26 protein-coding genes and 1 pseudogene are annotated in these 23,452 nt (G+C 65.4%); 20 read left to right on the forward strand and 7 right to left on the reverse strand.

Annotation, left to right across the window (positions count from 1 at the left end):
• Window position 1: 1 nt before the first annotated feature.
• The 5 genes from OU419_RS10060 (at window position 2) to OU419_RS10080 (ending at window position 3,439) form a co-directional block, all read left to right on the forward strand.
• Window positions 2-790, forward strand: coding sequence for a ParA family protein (locus OU419_RS10060; RefSeq protein ID WP_254472023.1), 789 nt, complete (start codon window positions 2-4; stop codon window positions 788-790).
• A 91-nt stretch (window positions 791-881) separates the two neighbouring features.
• Window positions 882-1,787 carry a CheW domain-containing protein gene (locus OU419_RS10065; RefSeq protein ID WP_254472024.1) on the forward strand — a complete coding sequence of 302 codons (906 nt, stop codon included), beginning with the start codon at window positions 882-884 and terminating at the stop codon, window positions 1,785-1,787.
• 85 nt (window positions 1,788-1,872) lie between these two features.
• Complete coding sequence (locus OU419_RS10070; RefSeq protein WP_015476565.1) at window positions 1,873-2,352, forward strand: chemotaxis protein CheW; 480 nt, start codon at window positions 1,873-1,875, stop codon at window positions 2,350-2,352.
• Between the two features lies 1 nt (window position 2,353).
• Window positions 2,354-2,761, forward strand: a complete 408-nt coding sequence (locus tag OU419_RS10075; protein ID WP_254472025.1) for a DUF2802 domain-containing protein — start codon at window positions 2,354-2,356, stop codon at window positions 2,759-2,761.
• A gap of 192 nt (window positions 2,762-2,953) precedes the next feature.
• A complete protein-coding gene (locus OU419_RS10080; protein ID WP_254472026.1) occupies window positions 2,954-3,439 on the forward strand; it encodes a hypothetical protein in 486 nt (161 codons plus the stop codon).
• A 6-nt stretch (window positions 3,440-3,445) separates the two neighbouring features.
• Here OU419_RS10080 and OU419_RS10085 read toward each other — a convergent pair whose 3' ends face one another.
• Window positions 3,446-3,772, reverse strand: a complete 327-nt coding sequence (locus OU419_RS10085; protein WP_254472027.1) for an EscU/YscU/HrcU family type III secretion system export apparatus switch protein — start codon at window positions 3,770-3,772, stop codon at window positions 3,446-3,448.
• Complete coding sequence (gene fliK, locus OU419_RS10090) at window positions 3,769-5,343, reverse strand: flagellar hook-length control protein FliK (RefSeq protein ID WP_254472028.1); 1,575 nt, start codon at window positions 5,341-5,343, stop codon at window positions 3,769-3,771. Before fliK ends, OU419_RS10085 begins: the two co-directional genes overlap by 4 nt.
• 333 nt (window positions 5,344-5,676) lie before the next feature.
• Here fliK and OU419_RS10095 point away from each other — a divergent pair, with 333 nt between their 5' ends.
• The 11 genes from OU419_RS10095 (at window position 5,677) to OU419_RS10145 (ending at window position 13,859) form a co-directional block, all read left to right on the forward strand.
• Window positions 5,677-6,315, forward strand: coding sequence for a serine acetyltransferase (locus OU419_RS10095; RefSeq protein WP_254472029.1), 639 nt, complete (start codon window positions 5,677-5,679; stop codon window positions 6,313-6,315).
• A 129-nt stretch (window positions 6,316-6,444) separates the two neighbouring features.
• Window positions 6,445-7,101 carry a cytochrome c biogenesis heme-transporting ATPase CcmA gene (gene ccmA / locus OU419_RS10100; protein WP_254472030.1) on the forward strand — a complete coding sequence of 219 codons (657 nt, stop codon included), beginning with the start codon at window positions 6,445-6,447 and terminating at the stop codon, window positions 7,099-7,101.
• The gene (ccmB, locus tag OU419_RS10105) at window positions 7,098-7,769 is read left to right on the forward strand and encodes a heme exporter protein CcmB (RefSeq protein ID WP_207888060.1); all 672 of its coding nucleotides are present in this window, start codon (window positions 7,098-7,100) and stop codon (window positions 7,767-7,769) included. The genes ccmA and ccmB overlap by 4 nt, the downstream gene beginning before the upstream one ends.
• Window positions 7,770-7,834: 65 nt before the next feature.
• Window positions 7,835-8,581: a heme ABC transporter permease gene (locus OU419_RS10110; RefSeq protein ID WP_254472031.1), complete on the forward strand. Its 747-nt coding sequence runs from the start codon at window positions 7,835-7,837 to the stop codon at window positions 8,579-8,581.
• Window positions 8,578-8,754 carry a heme exporter protein CcmD gene (gene ccmD, locus OU419_RS10115; protein WP_254472032.1) on the forward strand — a complete coding sequence of 59 codons (177 nt, stop codon included), beginning with the start codon at window positions 8,578-8,580 and terminating at the stop codon, window positions 8,752-8,754. The genes OU419_RS10110 and ccmD overlap by 4 nt, the downstream gene beginning before the upstream one ends.
• On the forward strand, window positions 8,751-9,233 hold the full coding sequence (gene ccmE, locus OU419_RS10120; RefSeq protein WP_254472033.1) for a cytochrome c maturation protein CcmE: 483 nt from the start codon (window positions 8,751-8,753) through the stop codon (window positions 9,231-9,233). The genes ccmD and ccmE overlap by 4 nt, the downstream gene beginning before the upstream one ends.
• Before the next feature lies 1 nt (window position 9,234).
• Window positions 9,235-11,208 (forward strand): heme lyase CcmF/NrfE family subunit, encoded by a 1,974-nt coding sequence (locus tag OU419_RS10125; RefSeq protein ID WP_254472034.1) that lies wholly within the window; start codon window positions 9,235-9,237, stop codon window positions 11,206-11,208.
• 2 nt (window positions 11,209-11,210) lie between these two features.
• Window positions 11,211-11,753: a thiol:disulfide interchange protein DsbE gene (dsbE, locus tag OU419_RS10130; protein ID WP_254472035.1), complete on the forward strand. Its 543-nt coding sequence runs from the start codon at window positions 11,211-11,213 to the stop codon at window positions 11,751-11,753.
• Window positions 11,750-12,220 (forward strand): cytochrome c-type biogenesis protein, encoded by a 471-nt coding sequence (locus OU419_RS10135; RefSeq protein WP_254472036.1) that lies wholly within the window; start codon window positions 11,750-11,752, stop codon window positions 12,218-12,220. Before dsbE ends, OU419_RS10135 begins: the two co-directional genes overlap by 4 nt.
• On the forward strand, window positions 12,217-13,428 hold the full coding sequence (gene ccmI, locus OU419_RS10140) for a c-type cytochrome biogenesis protein CcmI (RefSeq protein WP_254472037.1): 1,212 nt from the start codon (window positions 12,217-12,219) through the stop codon (window positions 13,426-13,428). The genes OU419_RS10135 and ccmI overlap by 4 nt, the downstream gene beginning before the upstream one ends.
• 20 nt (window positions 13,429-13,448) lie before the next feature.
• Window positions 13,449-13,859 (forward strand): hypothetical protein, encoded by a 411-nt coding sequence (locus tag OU419_RS10145; RefSeq protein ID WP_254472038.1) that lies wholly within the window; start codon window positions 13,449-13,451, stop codon window positions 13,857-13,859.
• Between the two features lie 151 nt (window positions 13,860-14,010).
• On the opposite strand, the pseudogene OU419_RS10150 reads toward OU419_RS10145, so the two are convergent.
• Window positions 14,011-15,303: pseudogene (locus OU419_RS10150) on the reverse strand (GGDEF domain-containing protein); the annotation flags it as partial.
• Window positions 15,304-15,336: 33 nt separating this feature from the next.
• Between OU419_RS10150 and OU419_RS10155 the strand changes: the two are divergent.
• Both OU419_RS10155 and OU419_RS10160 read left to right on the forward strand, forming a co-directional pair.
• Window positions 15,337-16,050, forward strand: coding sequence for a lipoate--protein ligase family protein (locus OU419_RS10155; RefSeq protein WP_254472039.1), 714 nt, complete (start codon window positions 15,337-15,339; stop codon window positions 16,048-16,050).
• A 58-nt stretch (window positions 16,051-16,108) separates the two neighbouring features.
• Window positions 16,109-17,923: a monovalent cation:proton antiporter-2 (CPA2) family protein gene (locus OU419_RS10160; RefSeq protein WP_254472040.1), complete on the forward strand. Its 1,815-nt coding sequence runs from the start codon at window positions 16,109-16,111 to the stop codon at window positions 17,921-17,923.
• Between the two features lie 55 nt (window positions 17,924-17,978).
• Here OU419_RS10160 and OU419_RS10165 read toward each other — a convergent pair whose 3' ends face one another.
• Both OU419_RS10165 and OU419_RS10170 read right to left on the reverse strand, forming a co-directional pair.
• Complete coding sequence (locus OU419_RS10165) at window positions 17,979-18,209, reverse strand: hypothetical protein (RefSeq protein ID WP_254472041.1); 231 nt, start codon at window positions 18,207-18,209, stop codon at window positions 17,979-17,981.
• A gap of 245 nt (window positions 18,210-18,454) precedes the next feature.
• Window positions 18,455-19,141 carry an RNA pseudouridine synthase gene (locus tag OU419_RS10170; RefSeq protein ID WP_254472042.1) on the reverse strand — a complete coding sequence of 229 codons (687 nt, stop codon included), beginning with the start codon at window positions 19,139-19,141 and terminating at the stop codon, window positions 18,455-18,457.
• A 105-nt stretch (window positions 19,142-19,246) separates the two neighbouring features.
• Between OU419_RS10170 and OU419_RS10175 the strand changes: the two genes are divergently transcribed.
• Window positions 19,247-19,870, forward strand: a complete 624-nt coding sequence (locus OU419_RS10175; RefSeq protein WP_254472043.1) for a hypothetical protein — start codon at window positions 19,247-19,249, stop codon at window positions 19,868-19,870.
• Window positions 19,871-19,985: 115 nt separating this feature from the next.
• Here the strand turns inward: OU419_RS10175 and OU419_RS10180 are convergent, their stop codons facing one another.
• Complete coding sequence (locus tag OU419_RS10180; protein WP_254472044.1) at window positions 19,986-21,089, reverse strand: AI-2E family transporter; 1,104 nt, start codon at window positions 21,087-21,089, stop codon at window positions 19,986-19,988.
• 168 nt (window positions 21,090-21,257) lie between these two features.
• The gene (locus tag OU419_RS10185) at window positions 21,258-21,458 is read right to left on the reverse strand and encodes a hypothetical protein (protein ID WP_408004937.1); all 201 of its coding nucleotides are present in this window, start codon (window positions 21,456-21,458) and stop codon (window positions 21,258-21,260) included.
• A gap of 152 nt (window positions 21,459-21,610) precedes the next feature.
• On the opposite strand from OU419_RS10185, the gene OU419_RS10190 reads away from it, so the two are divergent.
• Window positions 21,611-23,380, forward strand: coding sequence for an ABC transporter transmembrane domain-containing protein (locus OU419_RS10190; RefSeq protein ID WP_254472046.1), 1,770 nt, complete (start codon window positions 21,611-21,613; stop codon window positions 23,378-23,380).
• Window positions 23,381-23,452: the final 72 nt, after the last annotated feature.

Consider the following 23,452-nt stretch of genomic DNA (forward strand, 5'->3'; position numbering starts at 1 on the left):
TATGAAAGTCTGGGCGGTAGCCAACCAGAAAGGTGGCGTCGGCAAGACCACATCCTCCATCGCCCTGGCGGGCCTGCTGGCTGACGCCGGCAAGCGCGTGCTGATCGTCGACCTCGATCCGCACGGCTCGATGACCAGTTACTTCGGACACGATCCGGATACCCTGGAGCACAGCGTGTTCGACCTGTTCCTGCACCAGGGCAACGTGCCCGAGGGGCTGCCGGAGCAACTGCTGTTGCCGACCAGCCACGAGAACATCCGCCTGTTGCCCTCGAGCACCGCGCTGGCCACTCTGGAACGCCAGTCGCCCGGGCAGAACGGCCTGGGCCTGGTGGTCTCCCGCAGCCTGGCGCAACTGTGGAACCAGTTCGACCACGCGATCATCGACAGCCCGCCGTTGCTGGGGGTGCTGATGGTCAACGCGATGGCGGCCAGCCAGCACCTGGTAATCCCGGTGCAGACCGAGTACCTCGCGCTCAAGGGCCTGGAGCGAATGGTCAACACGCTGAAGATGGTCAACCGCTCGCGCAAGCAGGCACTGCCGTTCACCATCGTGCCGACCCTGTTCGACCGCCGTACCCAGGCGTCGCTGGGCGCCTTGCGAGTACTGCGTGACACTTACCCGGATACGCTCTGGCAGGCTTTCGTGCCGGTCGACACCAAGCTGCGCGATGCCAGCCGGCACGGCCTGGTGCCGTCGCGCAACGATGCCAACAGCCGCGGCGTGATCGCCTACCGCGCGCTGCTCAAGCATCTGCTGGCCCAACTGCCGGCGGCGCAGGTGGCGTGAGGATGGCGAGCATGAATTTCCGACGAGAGTATTCAAGTCTCACCGTTGAGCTGCCGATAGGCTGGATAGTCACCCTGCGCGGTCATCACCCATGAGTCGTTCCGCTACCGCCACGCGTCCCCAGATTGCGCTGCAGTCCTACCTGGACTCATTGTTGCAGGACGCCTTCGAAGATTTCGCCGACGAGCCGCTGGCGGCGCCCGTTGCCGCGCCCGAGGCGCCGGCTCCGGTTGCCCTGGCGAGCGTCGAGACTGTCGTGCTGCCGGTTGCCGAGCCGCAGCCAACGCTGGTCGAGCCGCAGCACGACAGCATCAGCCTGGACGAATTCGAGGCCGCCGTGCTCGAAGAGCAGGTGCGCGATGCGCGCCTGAGCCTCGCCCGCGAGCCGGCCGTCGCCCGGGCCGAGCCTGAGCCGATCGGCTTGCCGCCAGTCGAACCGGAGGCACCGGCGCAACTGGCGCAGGTCATCGAGCTGCGTCAGCCGGGCAGCGCCGAATTGCCGGCTGCGCCGCTGGCCTTGCTGGATGATGGCCGTCCGACCTGGGCGGCCGAGCCATTCGAGTGTCTGCTGTTCGACGTTGCAGGCCTGACGCTGGCGGTACCGCTGGTATGCCTTGGCTCGATCTACCCGCTGGCGGGGCATGAGCTGACCCCGCTGTTCGGTCAGCCGGACTGGTTCCTCGGCATCTTGCCCGGCCAGAGCGGCAACCTGAAGGTGCTGGATACGGCGCGCTGGGTAATGCCCGAGCGCTACCGCGACGACTATCGCGAAGGCTTGCAGTACGTGATCTCCGTACAAGGCTACGAGTGGGGGCTGGCGGTGCACCAGGTCAGCCGCTCGGTGCGCCTTGATCCGGCCGAGGTTAAGTGGCGCTCCCAGCGCCAGCAGCGCCCGTGGCTGGCGGGTACGGTGATCGAACAGATGTGCGCGCTGCTCGATGTCTCGGCCCTGGCCGAACTGATCGCCAGCGGTGCGACCAGGCGTCCGCAGCCCTGAGGCGGCGTTACCCTTTGAACGCCAATCCATTTAAAGAAAGCCACCGTGCCGCCTGTGGCACGGTTCGACGAAGAGGTTAGGGGATATGAAGAAAACGTCAGCGCAGGGTGCCGAAGATCCGATTCTGCAGTGGGTCACCTTCCGCCTGGACAACGAGACCTACGGCATCAATGTGATGCAGGTCCAGGAAGTGCTGCGCTACACCGAGATCGCTCCGGTGCCGGGTGCTCCGAGCTATGTGCTGGGCATCATCAACCTGCGCGGCAACGTGGTGACCGTGATCGATACCCGCCAGCGCTTCGGCCTGGATCCGGCACCGGTTTCCGATAACACCCGCATCGTCATCATCGAGGCGGACAAGCAGGTGGTGGGTATCCTGGTCGACAGCGTTGCCGAGGTGGTTTACCTGCGCCAGTCCGAGATCGAGACCGCGCCGAATGTCGGTAACGAAGAGTCGGCCAAGTTCATTCAGGGCGTCTGCAACAAGAACGGCGAACTCTTGATCCTGGTCGAACTGGACAAGATGATGACCGAGGAAGAATGGTCGGAGCTGGAGAGCATCTGACATGTTGATTGCACTGGTGGTCCTGGGTGTGGCCTGTGTCGGCCTGGCGGCGGTATGCGTCTGGCTGGCGGGGCGGCAGCGTGCCCAGGAAGGCCAGGTTGTGCAGTTGGCCAAGCAGCTTGCTGTGCTGGAACAGCGCGTGAAGGAGCAGGGCAAGCGTATCGAGTCCTACCAGCAGATCAACATCCGCATGGGCGAGGAGTTGCGCGAACTGAGCAGGCAGGTCGCGCCGCTGCCCGAGCGCCTGACCCGCATGGAGCAGCGCGACCCCACCAGCCTGTCTTTCAGCCAGGCCGCGCGGTTGGTCGGGATGGGCGCTTCCGCCTCCGACCTGACCCAGAGCTGCGGGCTGTCCCAGGCCGAGGCCGAACTGGTCGCGCGCCTGCACCAGGGCAAGCTCCCGGAGTGAGGTGTGCCGCGGCCCGGCGTCCTGCCGGCCGCGTATTCCAGACGCCTGGGGCCGACTCCGGGCGGACGTGCCCGCCAATCGGTATTGCGGCTTGTAGTTCGCGCCTTACCGATATTTCGGACTTGTCTGATAAGAATGGCGGCAAATCGTCGCTAGATTGGTGCCATCAGAGAACCCTTGAGGGCCACCGATATGGCAACCAATTCGCCTCGGGCAATGGTGCTGTGCTCGCATCCGGGCCGATTGCTCAACTACAGCGTCCTGCTTAACAGGCTGGAGTTCTACCATCTGAGCCTGTGTCTGAACCTCGATGAAGTGCGCAAGGCGCTTGCCGCCAAGCAGCGCTACAGCCTGTTCATCCACGACGACTTCGTGCCCGGCGCCAGCGCGCTGATGAGCCTGAAAGCGCTCAGCCAGAGCAATGCCTTTCGACAGTTCGTACTGGTCGGCAACTTCAGCGCCGAGGAGAAGAGCGGGTTGTTCCAGTGGGCCTGGACGCATCGCGTGCCGTTGCTGGAGGTGCTGGACAAGCCCATCTCGCTGGCGCAACTGCGCGAGGTCACCGGCAGCATGGTGCTCTACCAGAGCGAGGACGAATGCCCCATCGACGCTTCGGTGCGCGAGATTCGCGATTACCAGGTGCCGGGTGACCGTCATTGCGACAGCGCCTTGCGCTGATTCCTCTCAGCCGCCGCTCTCCGCTGGCCCTTCCAGCAGCAAGGGGCGCTGCGCCGCTCCGTCCGGCGGGCTCTTGCCCTTCAGATACCAGGCAAAGGCAATGATTTCGGCGATGGTGCGGTACAGCGCCTCGGGAATCGCCTCGCCCAGCTCCAGTCGCGCCAGCAGGCGCACCAGGTCGGCATTTTCGTAGATCGGCACTTCATGGTGTCGTGCGATTGCCAGGATCGCCTCGGCCAGTTCATCGTCACCCTTGGCGGTGAGGGTCGGAGCCGTCTGCCCGTCGTAATTGAGGGCAATGACCTGACGCGGGGCCTTCTTCGGTGTTTTCATGCCTTTTCGTCCACCCAGCGCTGCTCCACGGCAGTCCGTGCGCCCTGTGGCGGCTTGCCCTGGGTGCAGGAAAGTTCGCCCACGGTCAGCCCGGCGTCGTTCAGGCGCTGGCGCAGATGGCTCAGTTCGCGCTCGATCAGGCTGGCGGTGCTGGAGCGCTCGGCCCATAGCTGGCTGGCGATGCTGCCCTGGTTCAGCGTGGCCTGAGCCTGGACTGGCCCCAGCGGGTCGAGGTCGAAGGCCAGTTCCACCCGCCAGAGCGTCTCCCGCGCCTGTTCGCGCTCGCTGGCCTGGCGTTCTTCCTGCTGGATACGGACCTGTAGCGGCACCAACTGCTGTTGCTGACGCATGGGGATTTCCATCTGCCAGGTATTGAGCTGCGTACCGTCGGGCAGCACTTCGTTCTGCGACAGGCTGGAAAGCTGGTGTGTCTGCAGTCGTGCCACCGCAGCGGCGGCGAGCTTGAGCAGGGATTCGAGGTCGCCGTCCTCTTTCAACTGGTGTGCCAGCCGGCTTGGCAGCGGGAAGCTGATCGGCGGTGGTGTGCGTCCGCCGGTCTGCCCCAGCACGCCGAGCGCATTGCGCACAAAGGCCGGCAGCGCCTGGGCGAGGTTGCTGGCACCCGCCAGCGCATTACCCGGCAGATTGCCGAGTACCGAGGCGGCGGTGCCGTTCTGCGCCGGCAGCAACTGGGCGATCAGTCTCAGCAGATTTGCCTTGAGGTCCTGCGGCAGGCCCGCGGTGCCTCGCAGCAATTGGGCCTCGAGGAATACACCGCTCTGCTGCATGGCCTGGGCGACGCCCTTGGCGTTGCCGAGCTGGCGAACGTCGGGGAGAGCGGCCAGCAGCTTGTCGACCGCCTGTTGCAACTCGGGTGACACGGCTTGCCCCCGCCCCGCACCCTGCAATGCGCTGAACAGCCCTTCCAGCGACCCCTGGCGGCTCTGCTGGCTGGCCAACTGGCGGCTCAGGTCGAGTTGGTCGAGGCGGCTGGTCAACGGCAGGAACTGCAGCGCCTGCGCACCCTGTACGCGCGCGCTGAGCAGGCTGCCAAGCGGCAGCGGCTGGGAAGATTCGAGGCTGAGCTGGCGGCCCGCCAGCGGCGTGTTGAGCAGGCTCACCAGTACCTTGTAGATCGCCTGGTCCGCTTTGCCCTGGGCGACCAACTGGCTAGCCTCGACCTTGCCCTGGAGCAGCGTGCCGACCGGCAACAGGTTGAGATCGAGGCTTTCCAGCGGTGCTTGTGCGGTGCTGGCCTGGTTCAGAAGCACGGCGGCGAGGTTGGTCTGCGACAATGCCGAGAGTTGCAGCGTGGCGCCCTGGGGTAGCGACTGCGGGCTTTCGGCGCTGATCAGGGTCTGCTGGCCGCTGGCCAGCGTCAGACGCAACAGGAGCTGGAAACTTACCTGGGTGTCGCGTACCGCTACCACTTCGGCCTGGGCCTTCTCTCCGGGAGGCAGCAGGTCGCCCAGGCTCTGTGCGAGCTTCAGCGTCAGCTCAGCCGAGCTGGGTGCGCTGCGCGCTGGCGGAGTGGGCGGGAGCGGGCGGGAAGCGCCAATTTCGCTCGGCATCGGAAACCTGCTGGTGCGGTTGAAGTAGAAGGGTGCTCACTGTATCGGCGGGGCGCCGCCGCACTTTAGATCCGCCCGGCGGTTGCTTATCGAAAATATTCGAGGCTGGAACTGACGGATAATGTGGCAACAAGCCGCAGGCTGTTAAGGCTGGATTAAGCTGGCCGACGTTAAAGTGATGGCCAGGCTTGCGATGAATGCGAAAATTCGCGGCTGGAAACGATTGTTGCCTATTGTTGAAGGCTGCTTTGTTTTGAGTTGCGATAGGCTGCAACGTAATATTGCATTTTGATTGCCGCATGGACCGCAGGCTTCGACGGGTGGTGTGCGGTGATGACATTTGCAGAATTGAAGCGTCTCTGGAGAATCGAAATGCTGGGTGGCGAGGAGCGCCGCTTCAGTTGGACTCGCCTGTTCCGACGCTACCGGCAGCGTTCGCGCTACCGCTTCATGTTCTGGTTCCGTCTGGCCCAATACCTGTACTCCAAGCCCAGCCGATTCTGGCAACAGCGCGCCCTGCGCATGGGCGACCGGCTGGCCGAGCGCTTCGGCATAGAGATCCCGGTCACCATTCCGATCGGCGAGGGTCTCTACATCCCGCACCTGGTGGGCATCGTCATTACCCGCAAGGCTGTGATCGGCAAGAACTTCAGTATTTTCCAGAACACCACCATCGGCCAGAAGAACGACGGCAGCAGGCCCATCGTGATCGGTGACAACGTCAGCGTCGGCGCCAACGCCTGCATCATTGGCGACGGCCTGCAGATCGGCGACAACGTATCCATCGGTGCCGCGGCCTTCGTCAACGCCGACGTGCCGGCAGGGCACGCGTACATCTCGCGCCATACCCACGGCCTGATTCCCCTGAAGCAGGGGGCATTCCCCATCAGCACCATTCATACCCGTCGCGCTCGCAGAGAAGACGAGCACCCGGACGACCACTCCGGGCCGCATAGTCGCCGCAGCGCCTGAGGTCACGTTACACCCTGTCGTAAAACCTGACGTCGGCGGTAGGAGCGGCTGTGTATAATGCGCCGCCCGTGGCCGTGGTTGGCGGCCCGGACGGTATTGCCGGATTCGTTTTCTGCCTGATGGTTGCCGATGCCTTTGACCCGTCCACTTCTCGAAACCGTGGCGCTCGCATGCGAGCGGGACTGGCGCATGCTGTTCGAGCGTCTCGACCTGCGCCTTGGCGCTGGCGAGATGTTGCAGATCGTCGGCCCCAACGGTAGCGGAAAGACCAGCCTGCTGCGCCTGCTCAGCGGGCTGATGCAGCCCACCGCCGGTGAGGTGCTGCTCGATGGCCGGCCATTGCATGAACAACGGGGCGAGCTGGCCCGCCTGCTGCTGTGGATTGGCCATGCCGCCGGCATCAAGGGGCTGCTGACCGCCGAGGAAAATCTCGCCTGGCTCTGCGCGCTGCACCAGCCGGCCAGCCGCGACGCCATCTGGCAGGCCCTCGCCGCCGTCGGCCTGCGCGGCTTCGAGGATGTTCCCTGCCACACCCTGTCCGCCGGCCAGCAGCGCCGTGTGGCGTTGGCGCGCCTGTACCTGGAGGCGCCGCCGCTGTGGATTCTCGATGAGCCATTCACCGCGCTCGACAAGCAGGGCGTGGCGCAGTTGGAAGAGCACCTTGCCGGGCACTGTGAGCGGGGGGGGCTGGTCGTGCTGACCACTCACCATACGCTGGAGCGCATGCCCGCCGGCTACCGCGCTCTCGACCTGGGGCAGCACGCGAGAGAGGTGGCGGCGCGATGAGCAACGTCTTCACCCTGCTGCTCGCCCGCGAGACCCGCCTGCTGTTCCGCCGTCCTGCGGAGCTGGCCAACCCCCTGGTGTTCTTCGCCATCGTCATCGCGCTGTTCCCGCTGGCGGTCGGCCCCGAGTCGGAAATGCTCAAGAACCTCTCGCCCGGGTTGGTCTGGGTCGCGGCGCTGCTGGCGGTGCTGCTCTCGCTGGATGGCCTGTTCCGCAGCGATTTCGAAGATGGCTCGCTGGAACAGTGGGTCCTTTCGCCGCACCCTCTGCCACTTCTGGTACTGGCCAAAGTGCTGGCACACTGGCTGATTTCCGGGCTGGCGCTTGTGCTTTTGTCGCCGTTGTTCGCCCTCATGCTGGGTCTGCCGGCGCGCTGCCTGCCTGACCTGTTGCTGTCCTTGCTGCTGGGTACGCCGGTCTTGAGCCTCCTGGGTGCAGTTGGCGCGGCGCTGACGGTAGGGCTCAAGCGTGGTGGCCTGCTGCTGGCGCTGCTGATCCTGCCGCTGTACATACCGGTGCTGATCCTGGGCAGCGGTGCCTTGCAGGCTTCCCTGCAGGGTTTGCCGACCGCCGGGCACCTGTTGTGGCTGGCCAGCCTGACGGCGTTAGCATTGACGCTGACGCCCTTTGCCATCGCCGCCGGGCTGAAGATCAGCGTCGGCGAGTGAACGAACGATCGCCGGCCCTGGAAGGGACTGGCGGCGGAAACTAGAGCCCTGAATTACAGAGCCTGATGATGAACTGGACTTGGTTTCACAAGCTTGGGTCGCCCAAGTGGTTCTACGAGATCAGCGGACGCTGGCTACCCTGGTTCGCCGTTGCCGCGGTGCTGCTGATGAGCGTCGGTATCGTCTGGGGCCTGGCCTTCGCGCCGCCGGATTATCAGCAGGGCAACAGCTTCCGCATCATCTATATCCACGTCCCGGCGGCGTTTCTCGCGCAGTCCTGCTACGTGATGCTGGCGGTAGCCGGCGCCATCGGCCTGATCTGGAAAATGAAGATCGCCGACGTCGCCGTGCAATGCGCCGCGCCGATTGGCGCCTGGATGACCTTCGTGGCGCTGGTGACCGGCGCCATCTGGGGCAAGCCGACCTGGGGCGCCTGGTGGGTCTGGGATGCGCGCCTTACCTCGATGCTGATCCTGCTGTTCCTTTACTTCGGCGTCATCGCCCTCGGCCAGGCCATCACCAACCGCGACAGCGCGGCCAAGGCCTGTGCGGTGCTGGCAATCGTCGGCGTAGTGAACATCCCGATCATCAAGTACTCGGTGGACTGGTGGAACACTCTGCACCAGCCTGCCACCTTCACGCTTACCGAGAAGCCGCCGATGCCGCCGGAAATGTGGATTCCGCTGCTGCTGATGGTTGCTGGCTTCTACTGTTTCTTCGCCGTGGTGCTGCTGATGCGGATGCGTCTGGAAGTGCTCAAGCGTGAGTCCCGCACGGCGTGGGTCAAGGCGGAAGTGGAGCGCGCGATATGAGTTTCCAGTCGTTCGGCGATTTCCTCGCTATGGGCCACCACGGTCCCTATGTATGGTCGGCCTACGCCATCAGTCTGGCGGTGTTGGCGATCAATGTCGTCTCGCCCATGCTGGCGCGCCGTCGTTACCTGCAAGAAGAGGCGCGTCGTCTGCGCCGGGAGGCCAACAAGTGAATCCGGTCCGCAAGAAGCGCCTGTACATTGTCCTCGCCATCGTCGCCGGCGTTGGCGTCGCCGTCAGCCTGGCGCTGTCGGCCTTGCAGCAGAACATCAACCTGTTCTACACCCCGACCCAGATCGCCAACGGCGAGGCTCCGCACGATACGCGCATCCGTGCTGGCGGCATGGTGGAGAAGGGCTCGCTGAAGCGCTCGGCGGACTCCCTGGACGTCGAATTCGTGGTCACCGACTTCGCCAAGGAAGTCACGGTGAAATACCGTGGCATCCTGCCGGACCTGTTCCGCGAAGGGCAGGGCATCGTGGCCCTCGGCAAGATCGACGCCAATGGCGTGCTGACCGCCGACGAAGTGCTGGCCAAGCACGATGAGAAATACATGCCGCCGGAAGTCACCAAAGCGTTGAAGGACAGCGGCAAGCTGGAGCATTACGAGGCCACCCAGGCGGGTGGCGGTGCTGCGCAGGGGAGCAACTGAGATGGTTCCTGAACTCGGCCACTTGGCGCTGATCCTGGCGCTGTGCATGGCGCTGGTGATGTCTTTCTTCCCACTGGTCGGCGCCTGGCGCGGCGATCGTCAATGGATGAGCCTGGCGCGTCCGGCTGCCTGGGGGCAGTTCGCCTTCCTGGCGTTCTCCTTCGGTTGCCTGACCTGGGCCTTCCTCCACGACGACTTCTCCGTGGCCTACGTGGCCAGCAACTCCAACAGCGCGCTGCCGTGGTTCTACAAGTTCAGCGCGGTATGGGGCGCCCACGAGGGTTCGCTGCTGTTGTGGGCACTGATCCTCGGCGGATGGACCTTCGCTGTTTCGGTGTTCTCCCGCCAGTTGCCGGAAGTGATGCTGGCCCGCGTGCTGGCCGTGATGGGCATGATCAGCACCGGTTTCCTGCTGTTCCTGATCATTACCTCCAACCCCTTCAGCCGCCTGCTGCCGCAGGTGCCGTCGGACGGCAACGATCTCAACCCGCTGTTGCAGGATCCCGGCCTGATCTTCCACCCGCCGATGCTCTACATGGGTTATGTGGGCTTCTCGGTCGCCTTCGCCTTCGCCATCGCGGCGCTGCTCGGCGGTCGCCTTGACGCGGCCTGGGCGCGCTGGTCGCGGCCCTGGACCCTGGTGGCCTGGACTTTCCTCGGCATTGGCATCGTGCTCGGCTCCTGGTGGGCCTACTACGAACTGGGCTGGGGCGGCTGGTGGTTCTGGGACCCGGTGGAAAACGCCTCCTTCATGCCCTGGCTGGTGGGTACTGCGCTGATCCACTCGCTGGCGGTGACCGAAAAGCGTGGGGTGTTCAAGAGCTGGACCGTGCTGCTGGCCATCGCGGCCTTCTCCCTGAGCCTGCTGGGCACCTTCCTGGTCCGTTCCGGTGTGCTGACCTCGGTGCACGCATTCGCCTCCGATCCCGAGCGCGGCGTGTTCATCCTGGCTTTCCTGCTGGTGGTGGTCGGCGGCTCGCTGACACTGTTCGCTCTACGCGCGCCGGTGGTCAAGAGCCAGGTCGGCTTCGCCCTGTGGTCCCGCGAGACCCTGCTGCTGCTGAACAACCTGATCCTTGTGGTGACCGCCTCGATGATCCTGCTCGGCACCCTCTACCCGCTGGTGCTCGATGCTATCAGCGGTGCCAAGCTGTCGGTCGGCCCGCCGTACTTCAACGCACTGTTCGTGCCGCTGATGGCGATCCTCATGCTGGCCCTGGCGGTCGGTGTGCTGGTGCGCTGGAAGGACACCCCGACCCGCTGGCTGCGCGGCATGCTGACGCCCGTGCTGATCGGCACCCTGGTGCTCGGTGTGGCCGGCAGCTTCCTCTATGGCGAGTTGCACTGGGAAGTGCTCGCGGTGTTCCTGCTGGCTGCCTGGGTAGTGCTGGCCGGCGTGCGCGACTTCTTCGACAAGGTCCGCCACAAGGGTGTGATCGCTGGTGCTGCCAGCCTCAATCGCAGCTACTGGGGCATGCAACTGGCGCACTTCGGTATAGCCATCTGCGCCATCGGCGTGGTGCTCACCAGTCAGTTCAGCGCCCAGCGTGACCTGCGCATGGAGCCGGGCGAGATGGTCGAGTTGGCTGGCTACCAGTTCCGCTTCGAAGGCACCCATCACTTCGAAGGGCCGAACTTCACCTCCGACAAGGGCACCGTGCGCGTGACCCGCAATGGTTCCGAAGTTGCGGTGTTGCACCCCGAGAAACGCCTGTACAGCGTGCAGAACTCGATGATGACCGAGGCCGGCATCCACGGCAGCCTGACCCGCGACCTCTACGTTGCCCTGGGCGAGCCGCTGGAAAACAACGCCTGGGCAGTGCGGGTGCACATCAAGCCGTTCGTTCGCTTCATCTGGCTCGGGGGCCTGATGATGGCGCTGGGCGGCGTGCTGGCGGCGCTTGATCGTCGCTACCGGGTGAAAGTGAAAACGCGTGTACGTGAGGCCCTGGGCCTCGCTGGACAGGGAGCCTGAGCGTGAAGCGTGCGATCCTGCTGTTGCCATTGGCGATCTTCCTGGTCGTCGCGGTGTTCCTTTTCCGTGGCCTGTGGCTGGACCCCAGCGAGCTGCCGTCGGCACTGATCGGCAAGCCGTTCCCGGCGTTCTCGCTGCCCAGCGTCACCGAACCAGGCAAAACCTACACCGAGGCCGATCTGAAGGGGCGCCCGGCGCTGGTCAATGTCTGGGGCACCTGGTGCCCGACCTGCCGCTTCGAGCACCCGGTGCTCACCGACTTGGCCGCCAAGGGCGTGGTGATCTACGGCGTCAACTACAAGGACGACGCCGCCGCTGCGCAGAAGTGGCTCAAGGAACTGCACAACCCCTATCTGCTGAACATCGCCGACGCGCAGGGCACCCTGGGCGTCGACCTGGGGGTGTATGGCGCGCCCGAGACCTACATCATCGACAAGGACGGCATCATCCGGCACAAGCTGGTCGGCGCCGTTGACGAGAAAGTCTGGCGCGAACAGCTCGCGCCGATCTACCAGGGGCTGGTTGACGAGGCGGGGGGCAAATGAAGCGCTATCTCGCCATCGCCGCGCTGGGGCTGGCTCTGAGCGGTGTTGCCCGTGCGGCCATCGATACCTATGAGTTCGCCGATGAGGCCGAACGCCAGCGATTCCGCGACCTGACCACCGAACTGCGCTGCCCGAAGTGCCAGAACCAGGACATCGCCGATTCCAACGCGCCCATCGCTGCAGACCTGCGCAAGCAGATCTACAGCCAGTTGCAGCAGGGCAAGAGCAACCAGCAGATCGTCGACTACATGGTCGATCGCTACGGCGAGTTCGTGCGCTACAAGCCCGAAATCAACGAGCGCACCTGGCTGCTCTGGTTCGGCCCGGCGGCATTGCTGGGCCTGGGCATCATCGTGATCGGCACCATCGTCGTGCGCCGTCGGCGCCCGGCCGCGGCCACCTCCACCACGCTGTCCGCCGAGGAGCAGGCGCGTCTCGACCAATTGCTGGATAACCAAGACAAATGATCGATTTCTGGCTCGCTGCCGGCCTGCTGTTGCTGGCTGCCCTGGCATTCCTCCTGATTCCTCTGCTGCGTGGACGCCGCGCCCAGGCCGAGGAAGACCGGACCGCCCTCAACGTCGCCCTTTACCAGGAGCGCCTGGCCGAACTCACCGCCCAGCGTGATGCCGGCACCCTCGACGATGCCCAGCTCGAAGCGGGCCGCGCCGAGGCAGCTCGCGAACTGCTGGCCGATACCGACGGAACCGGCGAAGACCGTCGTTCCCGCCTGGGCCGCGCCGCGCCGCTGCTGGTCGCGCTGGTGCTGCCGTTCCTCGCGCTCGGCCTGTACCTGCACTGGGGTGCCAGCGACAAGGTGGCCTTGTCCCGCGAGTTCGCCCAGGCCCCGCATTCGATGGAAGAAATGACCTCGCGCCTGGAGCGTGCCGTGCAGGCACAGCCGGACTCCGCCGAAGGCTGGTACTTCCTCGGCCGCACCTACATGACCCAGAACCGCGCCGCCGATGCCGCCAGGGCCTTCGAGCAGGCCGCGCGTCTGTCCGACCGCCAGCCGGAAGTGCTCGGCCAGTGGGCGCAGGCGCTGTATTTTGCCGGTGACAAGTCGCTGAGTTCGCAGGTGCGCGCCCTGGCCAATGAAGCGCTGAAGAAGGATCCGCAGGAAGTCACGACCCTGGGGCTGCTCGGCATTGCCGCCTTCGAGGACGAGAAGTTCGCCGACGCCATTGACTACTGGGGCCGCCTGGTCGCAGTGCTGCCGCAGGATGATCCTTCCCGCGACGCCATCGCCGGCGGCATCGAGCGTGCCCGCCAGCGCATGCTCGAGAAGGGCCAGACTCCGCCCGAGGCGCCGGTTGCAGCCGCCACTGACGGAGTGACCCTGAAGGTGAAGGTCGACCTGACCGCTGCCGTGAAGGGCCAGGTGAAGCCGGATGACAGCGTGTTCGTATTTGCCCGCGCCGTGAGCGGACCGCCGATGCCGCTGGCGGTGAAGCGCCTGAAAGTGTCCGACCTGCCTGCCGAAGTCGCCCTGAGCGATGCTGATGCGATGATGCCGCAGCTCAAGCTCTCGGCGTTTCCCGAGGTGCAACTGGTCGCCCGCGTATCGCGCGCGGGCAATGCCACCGCTGGGGAATGGATCGGACGCAGCAAACCGCTGTCTACTGCCCAGGCCGGCGAACAGGCAGTGACCATCGACGGTCCGGATCAACGCTGAATCGAGGGGAGGGTGGTGTGATGAAGGGCAGACTGCTGGCGCTGAGCGCCTTGCTGGTACTGGGTGGTTGCGTGGTGCAGCCGCAGCAGCCGGAGCAACCGCCGGTCCAGACGCCGCCCTCGACCCACCCCGGCACTACCAGGCCGCCAGTTAAGTCGTCCTCCTCACCGATCACTCCGCAGCCGAGCGTACCGCAGCCCACCTCCAGGCGTCCGCCGCAATTCGCTCCGCCGCCCGGCGGCAATGGCCGTTGGGATGGCAGCCTGGGCGTCTATGTGATGCAGGGGCAGAAAGACACCTATTACCGCCAGCGGACCTATTACCACTGGGACAACGGCTGGTTCTGGAGCGTCGGCCCACAAGGGCCGTGGACCGAAACCGACAGCAGCGGGGTGCCGCCAGGGCTGACGCGCAAGTACAGCGCGCCGTAATCGGCCCGGTATCAGCCATCCTGCGGCTGATGGAGCGTCGCGTTCGAGGCAGGCTGCAGTCGAACGTTCCCATCTGCGCCCCCACTTCTATCGCTTCCACGCGGTTGCGTCCGCTGGCCTTGGCCCGGTACAGCGCCTTGTCCGCCGCGGCATACAGTGCTTCATAGGTGCCCGGCATGCCGGCTTGGAGGCTGGCGATGCCGAAGCTGGCCGTCAGGTAAAGCAGGCCATCTTTCAGGGGCAGCGGCGTGTCTTCCAGCAGCATGCGGATCTTCTCGGCGATGGTTCGCGCCTGGGCCTGCCCAGTGTCCGGCAGCAACAGCAGGAATTCCTCGCCGCCCAGGCGCGCTACGCTGTCTCCAGTGCGGGTGTGGTTGCGCAGCAGGTTGGCGGCATGGCGAATCACCTCGTCGCCCAGAGGATGCCCGTAGCGGTCGTTGATGAACTTGAAATGATCCAGGTCCACCATGAGCAGGCTGACCGGTGCCGCCTGGCGGGCCGCGCGGGACAGTTCCATCGTTACCAGTTGGTCGAACTGCCGGCGGTTGAACAGCCCGGTCAGCGGATCGTGGCCGGCGAGGTATTCCAGTTGCCGGTTCTTTTCCTCCAGTTCCCTCCGTTGCTGGCGAAGGAATGCCCGCTGGCGCAAGTTGCGCACATGGCCGTGCCAGAGGATCAGCGACAGCAGCAGGCCGATGCCGCAGATGGTCAGGCCGCCCATCTGGTTGGATAGGCGTAGCTGTGGCGTGGCCTGGGTCAGCATCATCGTCCCTTCGAACACTGCCAGGGCGATGATGTAGAGCGTGATGGCATGTCGAGGCCGCAACAGAATGATCAGAGCAGTGGCCACCGACGCCATCAGGAGTGGAGTGATGCTGCTGGCCACCTGCTGGTCGACACCGGTGATCGCAATGCCGAAACCCAGCAGGATGGCGCTGCCCAGCAGGGTCAGGAGATTCATGAACCACAACGGAGCGTTGCGCCGTGGCCGAGAGATGAGCCAGGCGAGGATGCCCAGGCCGCCCAGCAGCCCGGCGACAGTGGCGTGGACCCGGATGATATCCACCCGCCAGCCATCGAACTCGGGGCTGGAACCCTGGAGGTTGAGCCAGAAGACCAGGATATGGATCAGATCGAACGGCACCGCGAGGGCGGCCAGGAAATATAGCCGCCGCAGGTTTTCCCGGGCGATTGGCAGGGCCAGCGCGTCGTTGATCGCGATGGCGTGCTGTACTCGCTGCTGCAGCGTCCTGGACACGAACTCTGCCCCTCCTGAGCAATGCCGGGCAATTGGAGAATAGACAGCCGCGATGCTGGTGTCGTGGCAGGCGAGAACGAAGTGACCCACGCAGCCGGGAGTGCTGTCTGAATCTACCTTCGAGAAATTGCTATAGCCGGCAACTTCCCATCTTGGATCATTGTCGGAAAAGGCTTCTGCGGGCATAGTCCGCCCCCCTGCGTGCTGAAGGAACAAGTCATGAACAGAGTGCAACGCCTGACGGTGGATGATGGCCTGGATGCCGAGCGCGCCTTGCTGGACGAGGCTTTTTGCGCCACCCGGGATAGCGGGCTCCTGTTCTGGCAACCGCTTCGGCAGGCATTGGTGATGCCGCGTCGGCTGAGCCGCCTGGACGGTTTCGCCGAAGCCGAGCGAGCCTGCGCCGAACTCGGCTGGCCGGTTGCCCTGCGCGATACCGGCGGCGAGCCGGTGCCGCAGTCGCCCGCGGTGCTCAACGTTGCCCTGGTCTACGCGGTGCCCGTGGCGGACAACGAGCAGACCCGTATCGAGACCGCTTACCAGCGCCTTTGCCAGCCGCTCTGCGACTGGCTGGCGGCGCTGGGGCTGGAGCCGGGCCTGGGTGAGGTCGAGGGAGCCTTCTGCGATGGACGCTACAACGTCAATCTCGGCGGTCGCAAGCTGGTAGGCACCGCGCAGCGCTGGCGTCGCCGGCCGAGCGATGGGCGCTACGTGGTGCTCGCCCACGGCGCGATCCTGATGGACAACCAGCGGGAGCCGATGGTCGACGTGGTCAACGTGTTCTATCAGCGCTGCGGGCTCGGCATGCGCTGCCGGGCGCAAGCCCATGTGGCGCTCGAAGAGCGTCACGAGCGGCCGTGGCTGCAGGTCGAGGCTCTGGCCGGGCAATTCCAGCGGCACCTGCTTGCCGAAGGCGTGGTTCTGGATGCCTGAAATGAACGAAATGGGTGGATGTTCGCTTCGCCCCAAACCTTCCAAGGAGTCTTGATACATGGAACATGGGACGAATTACCTTCAGTCGACCGTGGTATTCCTGCTCGCGGCGGTCTTCATGGTGCCGCTGGCCAAGCGCATGCAGCTCGGCGCGGTACTCGGCTACCTGCTGGCCGGTGTGTTCATCGGCCCATCGCTGCTGGGGCTGATCGACAACCCGGAAAGCGTCGCCAGTCTGTCCGAACTGGGCGTGGTGCTGCTGCTCTTCATCATCGGCCTGGAACTCTCGCCCAAGCGCCTGTGGGTGATGCGCAAGCAGGTGTTCGGCGTGGGGCTGGCCCAGGTACTGCTCACGGCCCTTGCCCTGGGTAGCCTAGGGGTACTGGCGTTCGACCTGCCGGTGAATACCTCCGTTGTGATCGGCGGCGGCCTGGCGCTGTCGTCCACCGCCTTCGGCCTGCAGATCCTCGCCGAGCGCAAGGAACTCAACAGCCAATACGGCCGCCTGGCCTTCGCCATCCTGCTGTTCCAGGACATCGCGGCGATTCCGCTGATCGCCATGATCCCACTGCTCGGTGCGCGTGCCGACTCAACCGCGCCCGGCGGCGATATCGCCCACGTCATGGAAGTGGTTGGCAGCATCGCCGTAGTGGTGATCGGCGGGCGCTTCCTGTTGCGCCCGGTGTTTCGTTCGGTCGCCCGCACTGGCCAGGCCGACCTGTCGACCGCCACCGCGCTGCTGGTAGTGGTGGGTACCGCCTGGCTGATGGAGGAGGCGGGCGTATCGATGGGGCTTGGCGCGTTCCTCGCCGGCTTGCTGCTGGCAGATTCCGAATACCGCCACGAGCTCGAAGCGCAGATCGAACCGTTCAAGGGCCTGCTGCTGGGCCTGTTCTTCATCAGCGTGGGTATGAGTGCCGACCTTGGCCTGCTGCGCAGCGAGCCGGCGAGGGTGATCGGCCTGACCCTGTTGCTGGTGGGAATCAAATTGCCGGTGCTGTTCCTCATCGGCCGCCTGGCCGGTGGCCTGGACAAGGTGTCGGCGATTCGCCTGGGGGTGCTGCTCGGGGCGGGCGGCGAATTCGCTTTCGTGGTGTTCAAGCTGGCCCTGGCTCAGGGCCTGATGGATGCCGATCTGCATGCGCTGCTGGTGCTGGGTATCACCCTTTCGATGGCGATGACACCGCTGCTGGTGCTGATGCTGGCTCGCAGCATCAAGCCCAAGCCCACCGCATTGCGCGAGCCGCCGGCCGAGTACCGGCAGATGCCGGACGACGCTCCGCGGGTGGTGATCGCTGGCATGGGCCGGATGGGGCAGGTGGTCGCCCGTATCATGCGTGCCCAGCGTGTGCCATTCGTGGCGCTGGATACCTCGGTGGATACCATTGAGTTGACGCGCAGCTACGGCAATATTCCGATCTTCTATGGCGACCCGCTGCGGCCGGAAATCCTCCGTGCCGCGCAGGTGGAGAAGGCCGAATTCTTCGTAGTCGCCACCGATGATCCGCAGACCAACATCGAGACCGCGCGGCTGGCGCGCAAGTTGTATCCGCACATCAAGGTCATTGGCCGGGCACGCAACCGCCAGCACGTCTATCACCTGCTCGACGCCGACGCGACGCCGGTGCGCGAGACCTTCCATTCCAGCCTGGAAATGAGCCGCACGCTGCTCTGCGGCCTGGGGCTGAACGAAGAGCAGGCGGCTGCCCGCATCCGCCGCTTCAAGCGTCACGACGAAGCGGTGCTGATGGCCCAGTACCGGGTCTACGACGACGAGAAGGCAGTGATCCAGACCGCCCGCGAAGCGCGCAATGAACTGGAAACGCTGTTCGAGGCGGACCACCTGGAAGACCAGGGCATCGGCCACAACTGAACCCGCTCCCTGCCGGCGCTGCGCGGGCGGTGTCGGCGCTTGGCCGAGGGCTGACTCACGCGGTTTTGGCCAATGCCGGTTCGCTGGCCGCTGCGGCGTGCGGCTTGCGCAGGGACGGCCGGCGGCGTTCGGGAATGCGGATCGGCTGGCCGGGAGAGCGCAGCGTCAGCACCGCCACGGCGCTGAGCATCAGCAAGGCGGCCAGCGCCACGCTGGCCAGGGCGACGTAGAGCAGCAGTTCCGCAAGAGAGCCTACCAGCAGCAGGAAGTCGAGTATGACTTGCATGATCCAATCCTCTTTCGATCCGTGGGCGACTTTCGCGGCTTGCTGGTTCGCCCCGGCGGCCCGGAAGATGGGCTGGCGAATCTTGTGCCTGCGATTGATGGGTCGAAGATGCCGGGCGTGGCCGGCGAAGAGAACTGAAAGTGCCTGCTGTTCACTATCGACGCCATCGATAGCGGCTGGACGCCCCGGACCAGAGCGGCTCCTCGCCGGATGCGGGGAGCCTTGCACCAAGGTCGGATAGACCGTCAGAAGCGCTCGCCGGGTTGCAGGTAGCGCCACTGGCCGAGCGGCAGCTTGGCCATCGCCACACCGCCCAGGCGGATGCGGCGAATCGAGTCGACGCGCAGCCCGGCGTCCCGGCACAGTTTGCCGATCAGGCCGGGGCGCACCTGCTTGCCGGCGATACGCAGGCGGTTCTCGCTCTGCCAACTGGCCTTGAGTGGCAGGCCCTGAGTCATCTTTTTCAACGCATTGGCGTCCAGCCCGCCGCTGACTTCGACCACGTACTCGTGTTCGACTCGCGCGGCGTCATCCATCAGTTTGCGGGTCACGCCATAGTTCTGGGTGAACACCAGCAGGCCACTGGCGCCGTCTTCCAGCGGCGTGGTAGGGCGCTGTTGGCGAAAGTGCTTGCGCAACACACGCTGCTGGCATGGATCGTCGCTCCAGCGATGCTCGGCGTTCAGCAGGGCGAGGGCCTCCTCGACGCTGCAGCCGACCGGCTTGTTCAGCAGCAGCGTCATCGGCGGCAGCGGCTCGGGAACGGCGCCGGGCAGCAGCTCGATGCGTTGCGCTTCGACCTTGAATTGCGGTTCTTCCACCGGCATGCCATCCACTGTCACCCAGCCGCCCTCGATGTAAAGCTCGGCCTCGCGGCGCGAGCATGGCAGCAGCTCGGCGAGGCGCTTGGACAGACGGATGGGTTCGGACATGACGGTGGACCGGGCAGCGAAAGGATCGCCATTGTAACCGTAAGCCGCCGGAATGATCCGTGCCGCTGCCGGTCAGACCTTCAAACGGAGCAACGAGGACACGCGATGCGTATCACCCTGATCGATGGCCTGGACTGGGACCTGGACGAATACGGCACTGGCGGGTTGCTCAACAGGCGCGGCGACAAGGTGCATCTGCGCCAGGGCGACATGGACGGTGCCTGCGGCCCCTACTGCCTGGTGATGGCGATGCTCGCTCGCAACCAGTTGGGACGCCGCCAGGCGAAAGGGCTGGCGCCGGTGGATTCGCGAACCCGTTATGGCCGGCTGATGGAGGCCCTGAACCGGCACGAGACGCTGATCCGCGTCGGCACCACGGGTGAAGACCTGCTGGACTTGCTGGGGGTGATCAGCGACAAGGAGTATCGCGTCGAACGTGGCAGCGGCGCGCGGATGGTCGAGCTGACGCGCCGCCACCTGGAAGGCAACATCCCTGTGGTGCTGGGTTTTCATGGCCGCAAGGGCAGCGATATCCGCCATTGGGGCTTGGCAGTGGGGATGAGCGATACCGCGTTCTTCCTGCTCGACCCTGCGCACGACCTGCAGCGGGGCCTGGCCTGGAACGCGATACTGACGACCGAGGCCAACGGTTCGCGCTTCGGCTATCGCTACCTCAACCCGAAGGGCACCTGGGCTGTGACGTTGAAAGAGATGGTGGCGCTGCTGTGAGGGGCGTCGCGGAGCAGGTCGCAGCCGCCTGGCTGTCCGGCGATCAGCGGCATGCGCCGAGGTGCGGACCGGGGCAGCGGAGATGGCCCGTGACCTGCGCCACGGGCATTGGGCGTCAAGGGGATGACGGCTCGTCAGGCGCGGCGGCTGGCGCTTCGCGCTCGCGCACCCAGGACATGAAAAGTTCGTAGCCGAGCGCCAGCACCACCGGGCCGACGAACAGGCCGATGATGCCGTTGCTGAGCATGCCGCCCAGGGCACCGATCAGAATCACCGGCATCGGCACCTTGACCCCGCGGCCGAACATCAGCGGCTTGAGCACGTTGTCGGACAACCCGCCCGCCACCGTCCACACGGTGAACAGGATGGAGACCAGCAGCGAGTCGTTGGTGGCGAACACATAGATGATCGCCGGAATGGTGACCAGCACCACCGGCAACTGTGTGATGCCCAGCAGCAGGACACCCAGGGCCAGCAGGCCTGCTCCGGGGATGCCCATGACGATGAAGCCGATGCCCAGCCACAGCATCTGGATGAAGGCCACGCCCACCACGCCCTGTGCCACCGTGCGGATGGTCGCGGTGCACAATTGCGCCAGGCCCGGGCCGCGTTCGGGGCCGGAGATGCGGATGGCAATGTCCTGCGCCGTGGTCGTGCCCTGTTTGCCGTAGGCCATGATGACCCCGGCGATGACGAATGCGGCGAGGAACTGCATCAGCGACATGCCGACGCCGGCGGCCTGTGCCAGCAGTCCCTTGGCGAAGCCCTGCAGATGTGGCGCGACCTGGTGCACCACGCCCATGAAGTCAGTGGCGACGCGGTTCCAGAAGGCGAAGATGTACTGGCCGACCACCGGCCAGGCCGCCACTGAATCCGGCGGCAGCGGAACCCGCAGGGTGCGGTTCTGGATGCCGGTCACCACGTCGCGTACCGAGTCGGCGATCGACAGCCCGAGCACCACCACCGGCACCAGCAGCAGGACCAGCCCGACCAGCACGATCAGCATGGCGGCGCTGTTGGGCCGTTCGCCGAAGGCGCGGCTGAGCATCTGATGCAGTGGGTAGAGCGTGATGCCGAGGATCACCGACCAGAGCATGAGGTCGAGGAAGGGGTGGAAGATCCTGAAGCAGAAGAGTGCCAGCAGCAGAATAAGGCCGGCACGGATCAGCACATCCAGCAGATTGCGGGACAGCAGCTTTTCCGGTTGGGGGGGCAGCATCGTGAGCTCCTTGCAGAGGCGGCCGGAACGGCCCAGTCCTAACTATCGGCGGACTCTGCCCGAGTGCAAGGCGAAGAGGCAATAAATGTTGTTCGGTTTTGCGGAGGGGATCGATTGGAGCGGGGAGCGGGCAGCCTGCCGGGGGACGGCAGGCTTGCCGCGAGGGTATTACTTCTTGCCGAGGCTGATGTGGCGGCTCGGTGCGCCGTAGTTCTGACCGGTGACGCCCTTGGCGATCTGCTGGATTTCACCGCCGGACTTCAGGAAAGCGGCCACCTGAGCTTCGAGGGCTTCGCTGGTCGCGGTAGCGGCGGGTGCCTTGGGGGCGGCTTTCTGGCGGGTGGAGGGTTTGGTCGTCATGTCTGCCATACCTTGTCTTCGCGAATGGCCGCCCATTGTACAGGAAATGGGCGTCCTTCGGGGATGTATTGGCACGAACGGTCCCACGCCGCGCGTGGCGTCGCCTGCATGAGGCCCGCAGTGCTAACCTCGGGGGCCTTGCCGTGAGCGCCGAGTCGTCCATGCCCCTGTTGTCATCCCGCCAGCGCAACGCGCTGCGCCTGGCCCGTTCGTTCCTCGCGCCCTACCGCTGGCGTGCCCTCGGCGCGCTCGTGGCGTTGCTGTTCACCGCCGCCATCACACTGTCGCTGGGCCAGGGTATCCGCATGCTGGTGGACCAGGGCTTCGTTACCCAGTCCGTGCATCTGCTCGACCGTGCCATCGGCGTTTTCTTCGTGCTGGTGGCGGGGCTGGCAGTGGGTACCTTCGTGCGTTTCTACCTGGTGTCATGGATCGGCGAGCGCTTCGTCGCCGATATTCGCCAGCGCGTTTTCGATCACCTGATCGAACTGCACCCCGGCTTCTACGAGAACAACCGTGCTTCGGAAATCCAGTCGCGCCTTACCGCCGACACCACGCTGTTGCAGACGGTGATCGGCTCCTCGCTGTCGATGGCGCTGCGCAACACGCTGATGCTGATCGGCGGGGTGGGGTTGATGTTTGTCACCAACGCCAAGCTGACCAGCATCGTGGTTGCCTCGCTACCGCTGGTGATTGCGCCGATCCTGCTGTTCGGCCGCCGCGTGCGCAGCCTGTCGCGGCTTAGCCAGGACCGCGTCGCCGATGTCGGCAGCTACGTCGGCGAGACCCTTGGGCAGATCAAGACCGTGCAGGCCTACAACCACCAAGCCCAGGATCGCCAGCGTTTCGGGGCGACCGTGGAGCAGGCTTTCGACACTGCGCGCCGACGCATCACCCAGCGCTCCTGGCTGGTCAGCGTGGTAATCCTGCTGGTGCTGGGCGCGGTGGGCGTGATGCTCTGGGTCGGCGGCATGGACGTGATCGCCGGGCGCATCACCGCTGGCGAGCTGGCCGCCTTCGTCTTCTACAGCCTTATCGTCGGGATGGCATTCGGTACCCTCAGCGAAGTGATCGGCGAGTTGCAGCGCGCCGCCGGCGCGGCAGAGCGCATCGCCGAGCTGTTGCAGGCGCGCAGTGACATCCAGCCTCCCGCCTGCGGCCTGGCGAAGCTGCCGGAGCGCGTGGGTGGCAGCATCGAGCTGGAGGGAGTGCGCTTCGCCTATCCCTCGCGTCCCGGGCAATGGGCCATCGACGGTATCGACCTGCGCGTGGAGGCCGGCGAGACCCTGGCGCTGGTCGGCCCTTCCGGTGCCGGCAAGTCGACGCTGTTCGACCTGTTGCTGCGCTTCTATGACCCGCAGCAGGGACTGATCCGCATTGATGGTCAGCCTATCGCCCTGCTCGATCCCGCCGACCTGCGGCGCAGCTTCGCTCTGGTGTCGCAGAACCCGGCGCTGTTCTTCAGCAGCGTCGAGGAGAACATCCGCTATGGCCGTCCGGACGCCACTGATGCAGAGGTGGAGGCTGCCGCCCGCGCCGCTCACGCGCACGAATTCATCTTGCGCCTGCCGCAGGGTTATCGAACCCATCTGGGCGAGAGTGGCGTGGGCCTCTCAGGTGGGCAGCGGCAGCGTCTGGCGATTGCCCGCGCGCTGCTGGTGGATGCGCCCATCCTGCTGCTGGACGAAGCCACCAGCGCCCTGGATGCGGAAAGCGAGCACCTGATCCAGCAGGCTCTGCCTGGCCTGATGAGCGGGCGTACCACCCTGGTGATCGCCCACCGGCTGGCCACTGTGCTCAATGCCGATCGCATCGCGGTGATCGAGCATGGCCGGCTGGTGGCGCTGGGGCGGCACGCCGAGTTGGTGGTCGACAGTCCGCTGTATGCGCGGCTGGCGGAGCTGCAGTTCGGCCAGGCCCAGGACCTCTGAGTACGCTGCAATGCTTGTCGGCAGCTCGACAGGCAATCACCGGTTGCGCCTACAGTTATCCGGCAATCCGCT

The organism is Pseudomonas triclosanedens, from assembly GCF_026686735.1.
Classification (GTDB): domain Bacteria; phylum Pseudomonadota; class Gammaproteobacteria; order Pseudomonadales; family Pseudomonadaceae; genus Pseudomonas; species Pseudomonas triclosanedens.

Bases quoted from the DNA above. Each gene is read 5' to 3' on its own strand.
- OU419_RS10060 (WP_254472023.1), top strand. From the start codon at position 2: ATGAAAGTCTGGGCGGTAGCCAACCAGAAAGGTGGCGTCGGCAAGACC.
- OU419_RS10065 (WP_254472024.1), top strand. From the start codon at position 882: ATGAGTCGTTCCGCTACCGCCACGCGTCCCCAGATTGCGCTGCAGTCC.
- OU419_RS10070 (WP_015476565.1), top strand. From the start codon at position 1,873: ATGAAGAAAACGTCAGCGCAGGGTGCCGAAGATCCGATTCTGCAGTGG.
- OU419_RS10075 (WP_254472025.1), top strand. From the start codon at position 2,354: ATGTTGATTGCACTGGTGGTCCTGGGTGTGGCCTGTGTCGGCCTGGCG.
- OU419_RS10080 (WP_254472026.1), top strand. From the start codon at position 2,954: ATGGCAACCAATTCGCCTCGGGCAATGGTGCTGTGCTCGCATCCGGGC.
- OU419_RS10085 (WP_254472027.1), bottom strand. From the start codon at position 3,772: ATGAAAACACCGAAGAAGGCCCCGCGTCAGGTCATTGCCCTCAATTAC.
- fliK (WP_254472028.1), bottom strand. From the start codon at position 5,343: ATGCCGAGCGAAATTGGCGCTTCCCGCCCGCTCCCGCCCACTCCGCCA.
- OU419_RS10095 (WP_254472029.1), top strand. From the start codon at position 5,677: ATGACATTTGCAGAATTGAAGCGTCTCTGGAGAATCGAAATGCTGGGT.
- ccmA (WP_254472030.1), top strand. From the start codon at position 6,445: ATGCCTTTGACCCGTCCACTTCTCGAAACCGTGGCGCTCGCATGCGAG.
- ccmB (WP_207888060.1), top strand. From the start codon at position 7,098: ATGAGCAACGTCTTCACCCTGCTGCTCGCCCGCGAGACCCGCCTGCTG.
- OU419_RS10110 (WP_254472031.1), top strand. From the start codon at position 7,835: ATGATGAACTGGACTTGGTTTCACAAGCTTGGGTCGCCCAAGTGGTTC.
- ccmD (WP_254472032.1), top strand. From the start codon at position 8,578: ATGAGTTTCCAGTCGTTCGGCGATTTCCTCGCTATGGGCCACCACGGT.
- OU419_RS10125 (WP_254472034.1), top strand. From the start codon at position 9,235: ATGGTTCCTGAACTCGGCCACTTGGCGCTGATCCTGGCGCTGTGCATG.
- OU419_RS10135 (WP_254472036.1), top strand. From the start codon at position 11,750: ATGAAGCGCTATCTCGCCATCGCCGCGCTGGGGCTGGCTCTGAGCGGT.
- ccmI (WP_254472037.1), top strand. From the start codon at position 12,217: ATGATCGATTTCTGGCTCGCTGCCGGCCTGCTGTTGCTGGCTGCCCTG.
- OU419_RS10145 (WP_254472038.1), top strand. From the start codon at position 13,449: ATGAAGGGCAGACTGCTGGCGCTGAGCGCCTTGCTGGTACTGGGTGGT.
- OU419_RS10155 (WP_254472039.1), top strand. From the start codon at position 15,337: ATGAACAGAGTGCAACGCCTGACGGTGGATGATGGCCTGGATGCCGAG.
- OU419_RS10160 (WP_254472040.1), top strand. From the start codon at position 16,109: ATGGAACATGGGACGAATTACCTTCAGTCGACCGTGGTATTCCTGCTC.
- OU419_RS10165 (WP_254472041.1), bottom strand. From the start codon at position 18,209: ATGCAAGTCATACTCGACTTCCTGCTGCTGGTAGGCTCTCTTGCGGAA.
- OU419_RS10170 (WP_254472042.1), bottom strand. From the start codon at position 19,141: ATGTCCGAACCCATCCGTCTGTCCAAGCGCCTCGCCGAGCTGCTGCCA.
- OU419_RS10175 (WP_254472043.1), top strand. From the start codon at position 19,247: ATGCGTATCACCCTGATCGATGGCCTGGACTGGGACCTGGACGAATAC.
- OU419_RS10180 (WP_254472044.1), bottom strand. From the start codon at position 21,089: ATGCTGCCCCCCCAACCGGAAAAGCTGCTGTCCCGCAATCTGCTGGAT.
- OU419_RS10185 (WP_408004937.1), bottom strand. From the start codon at position 21,458: ATGGCAGACATGACGACCAAACCCTCCACCCGCCAGAAAGCCGCCCCC.
- OU419_RS10190 (WP_254472046.1), top strand. From the start codon at position 21,611: ATGCCCCTGTTGTCATCCCGCCAGCGCAACGCGCTGCGCCTGGCCCGT.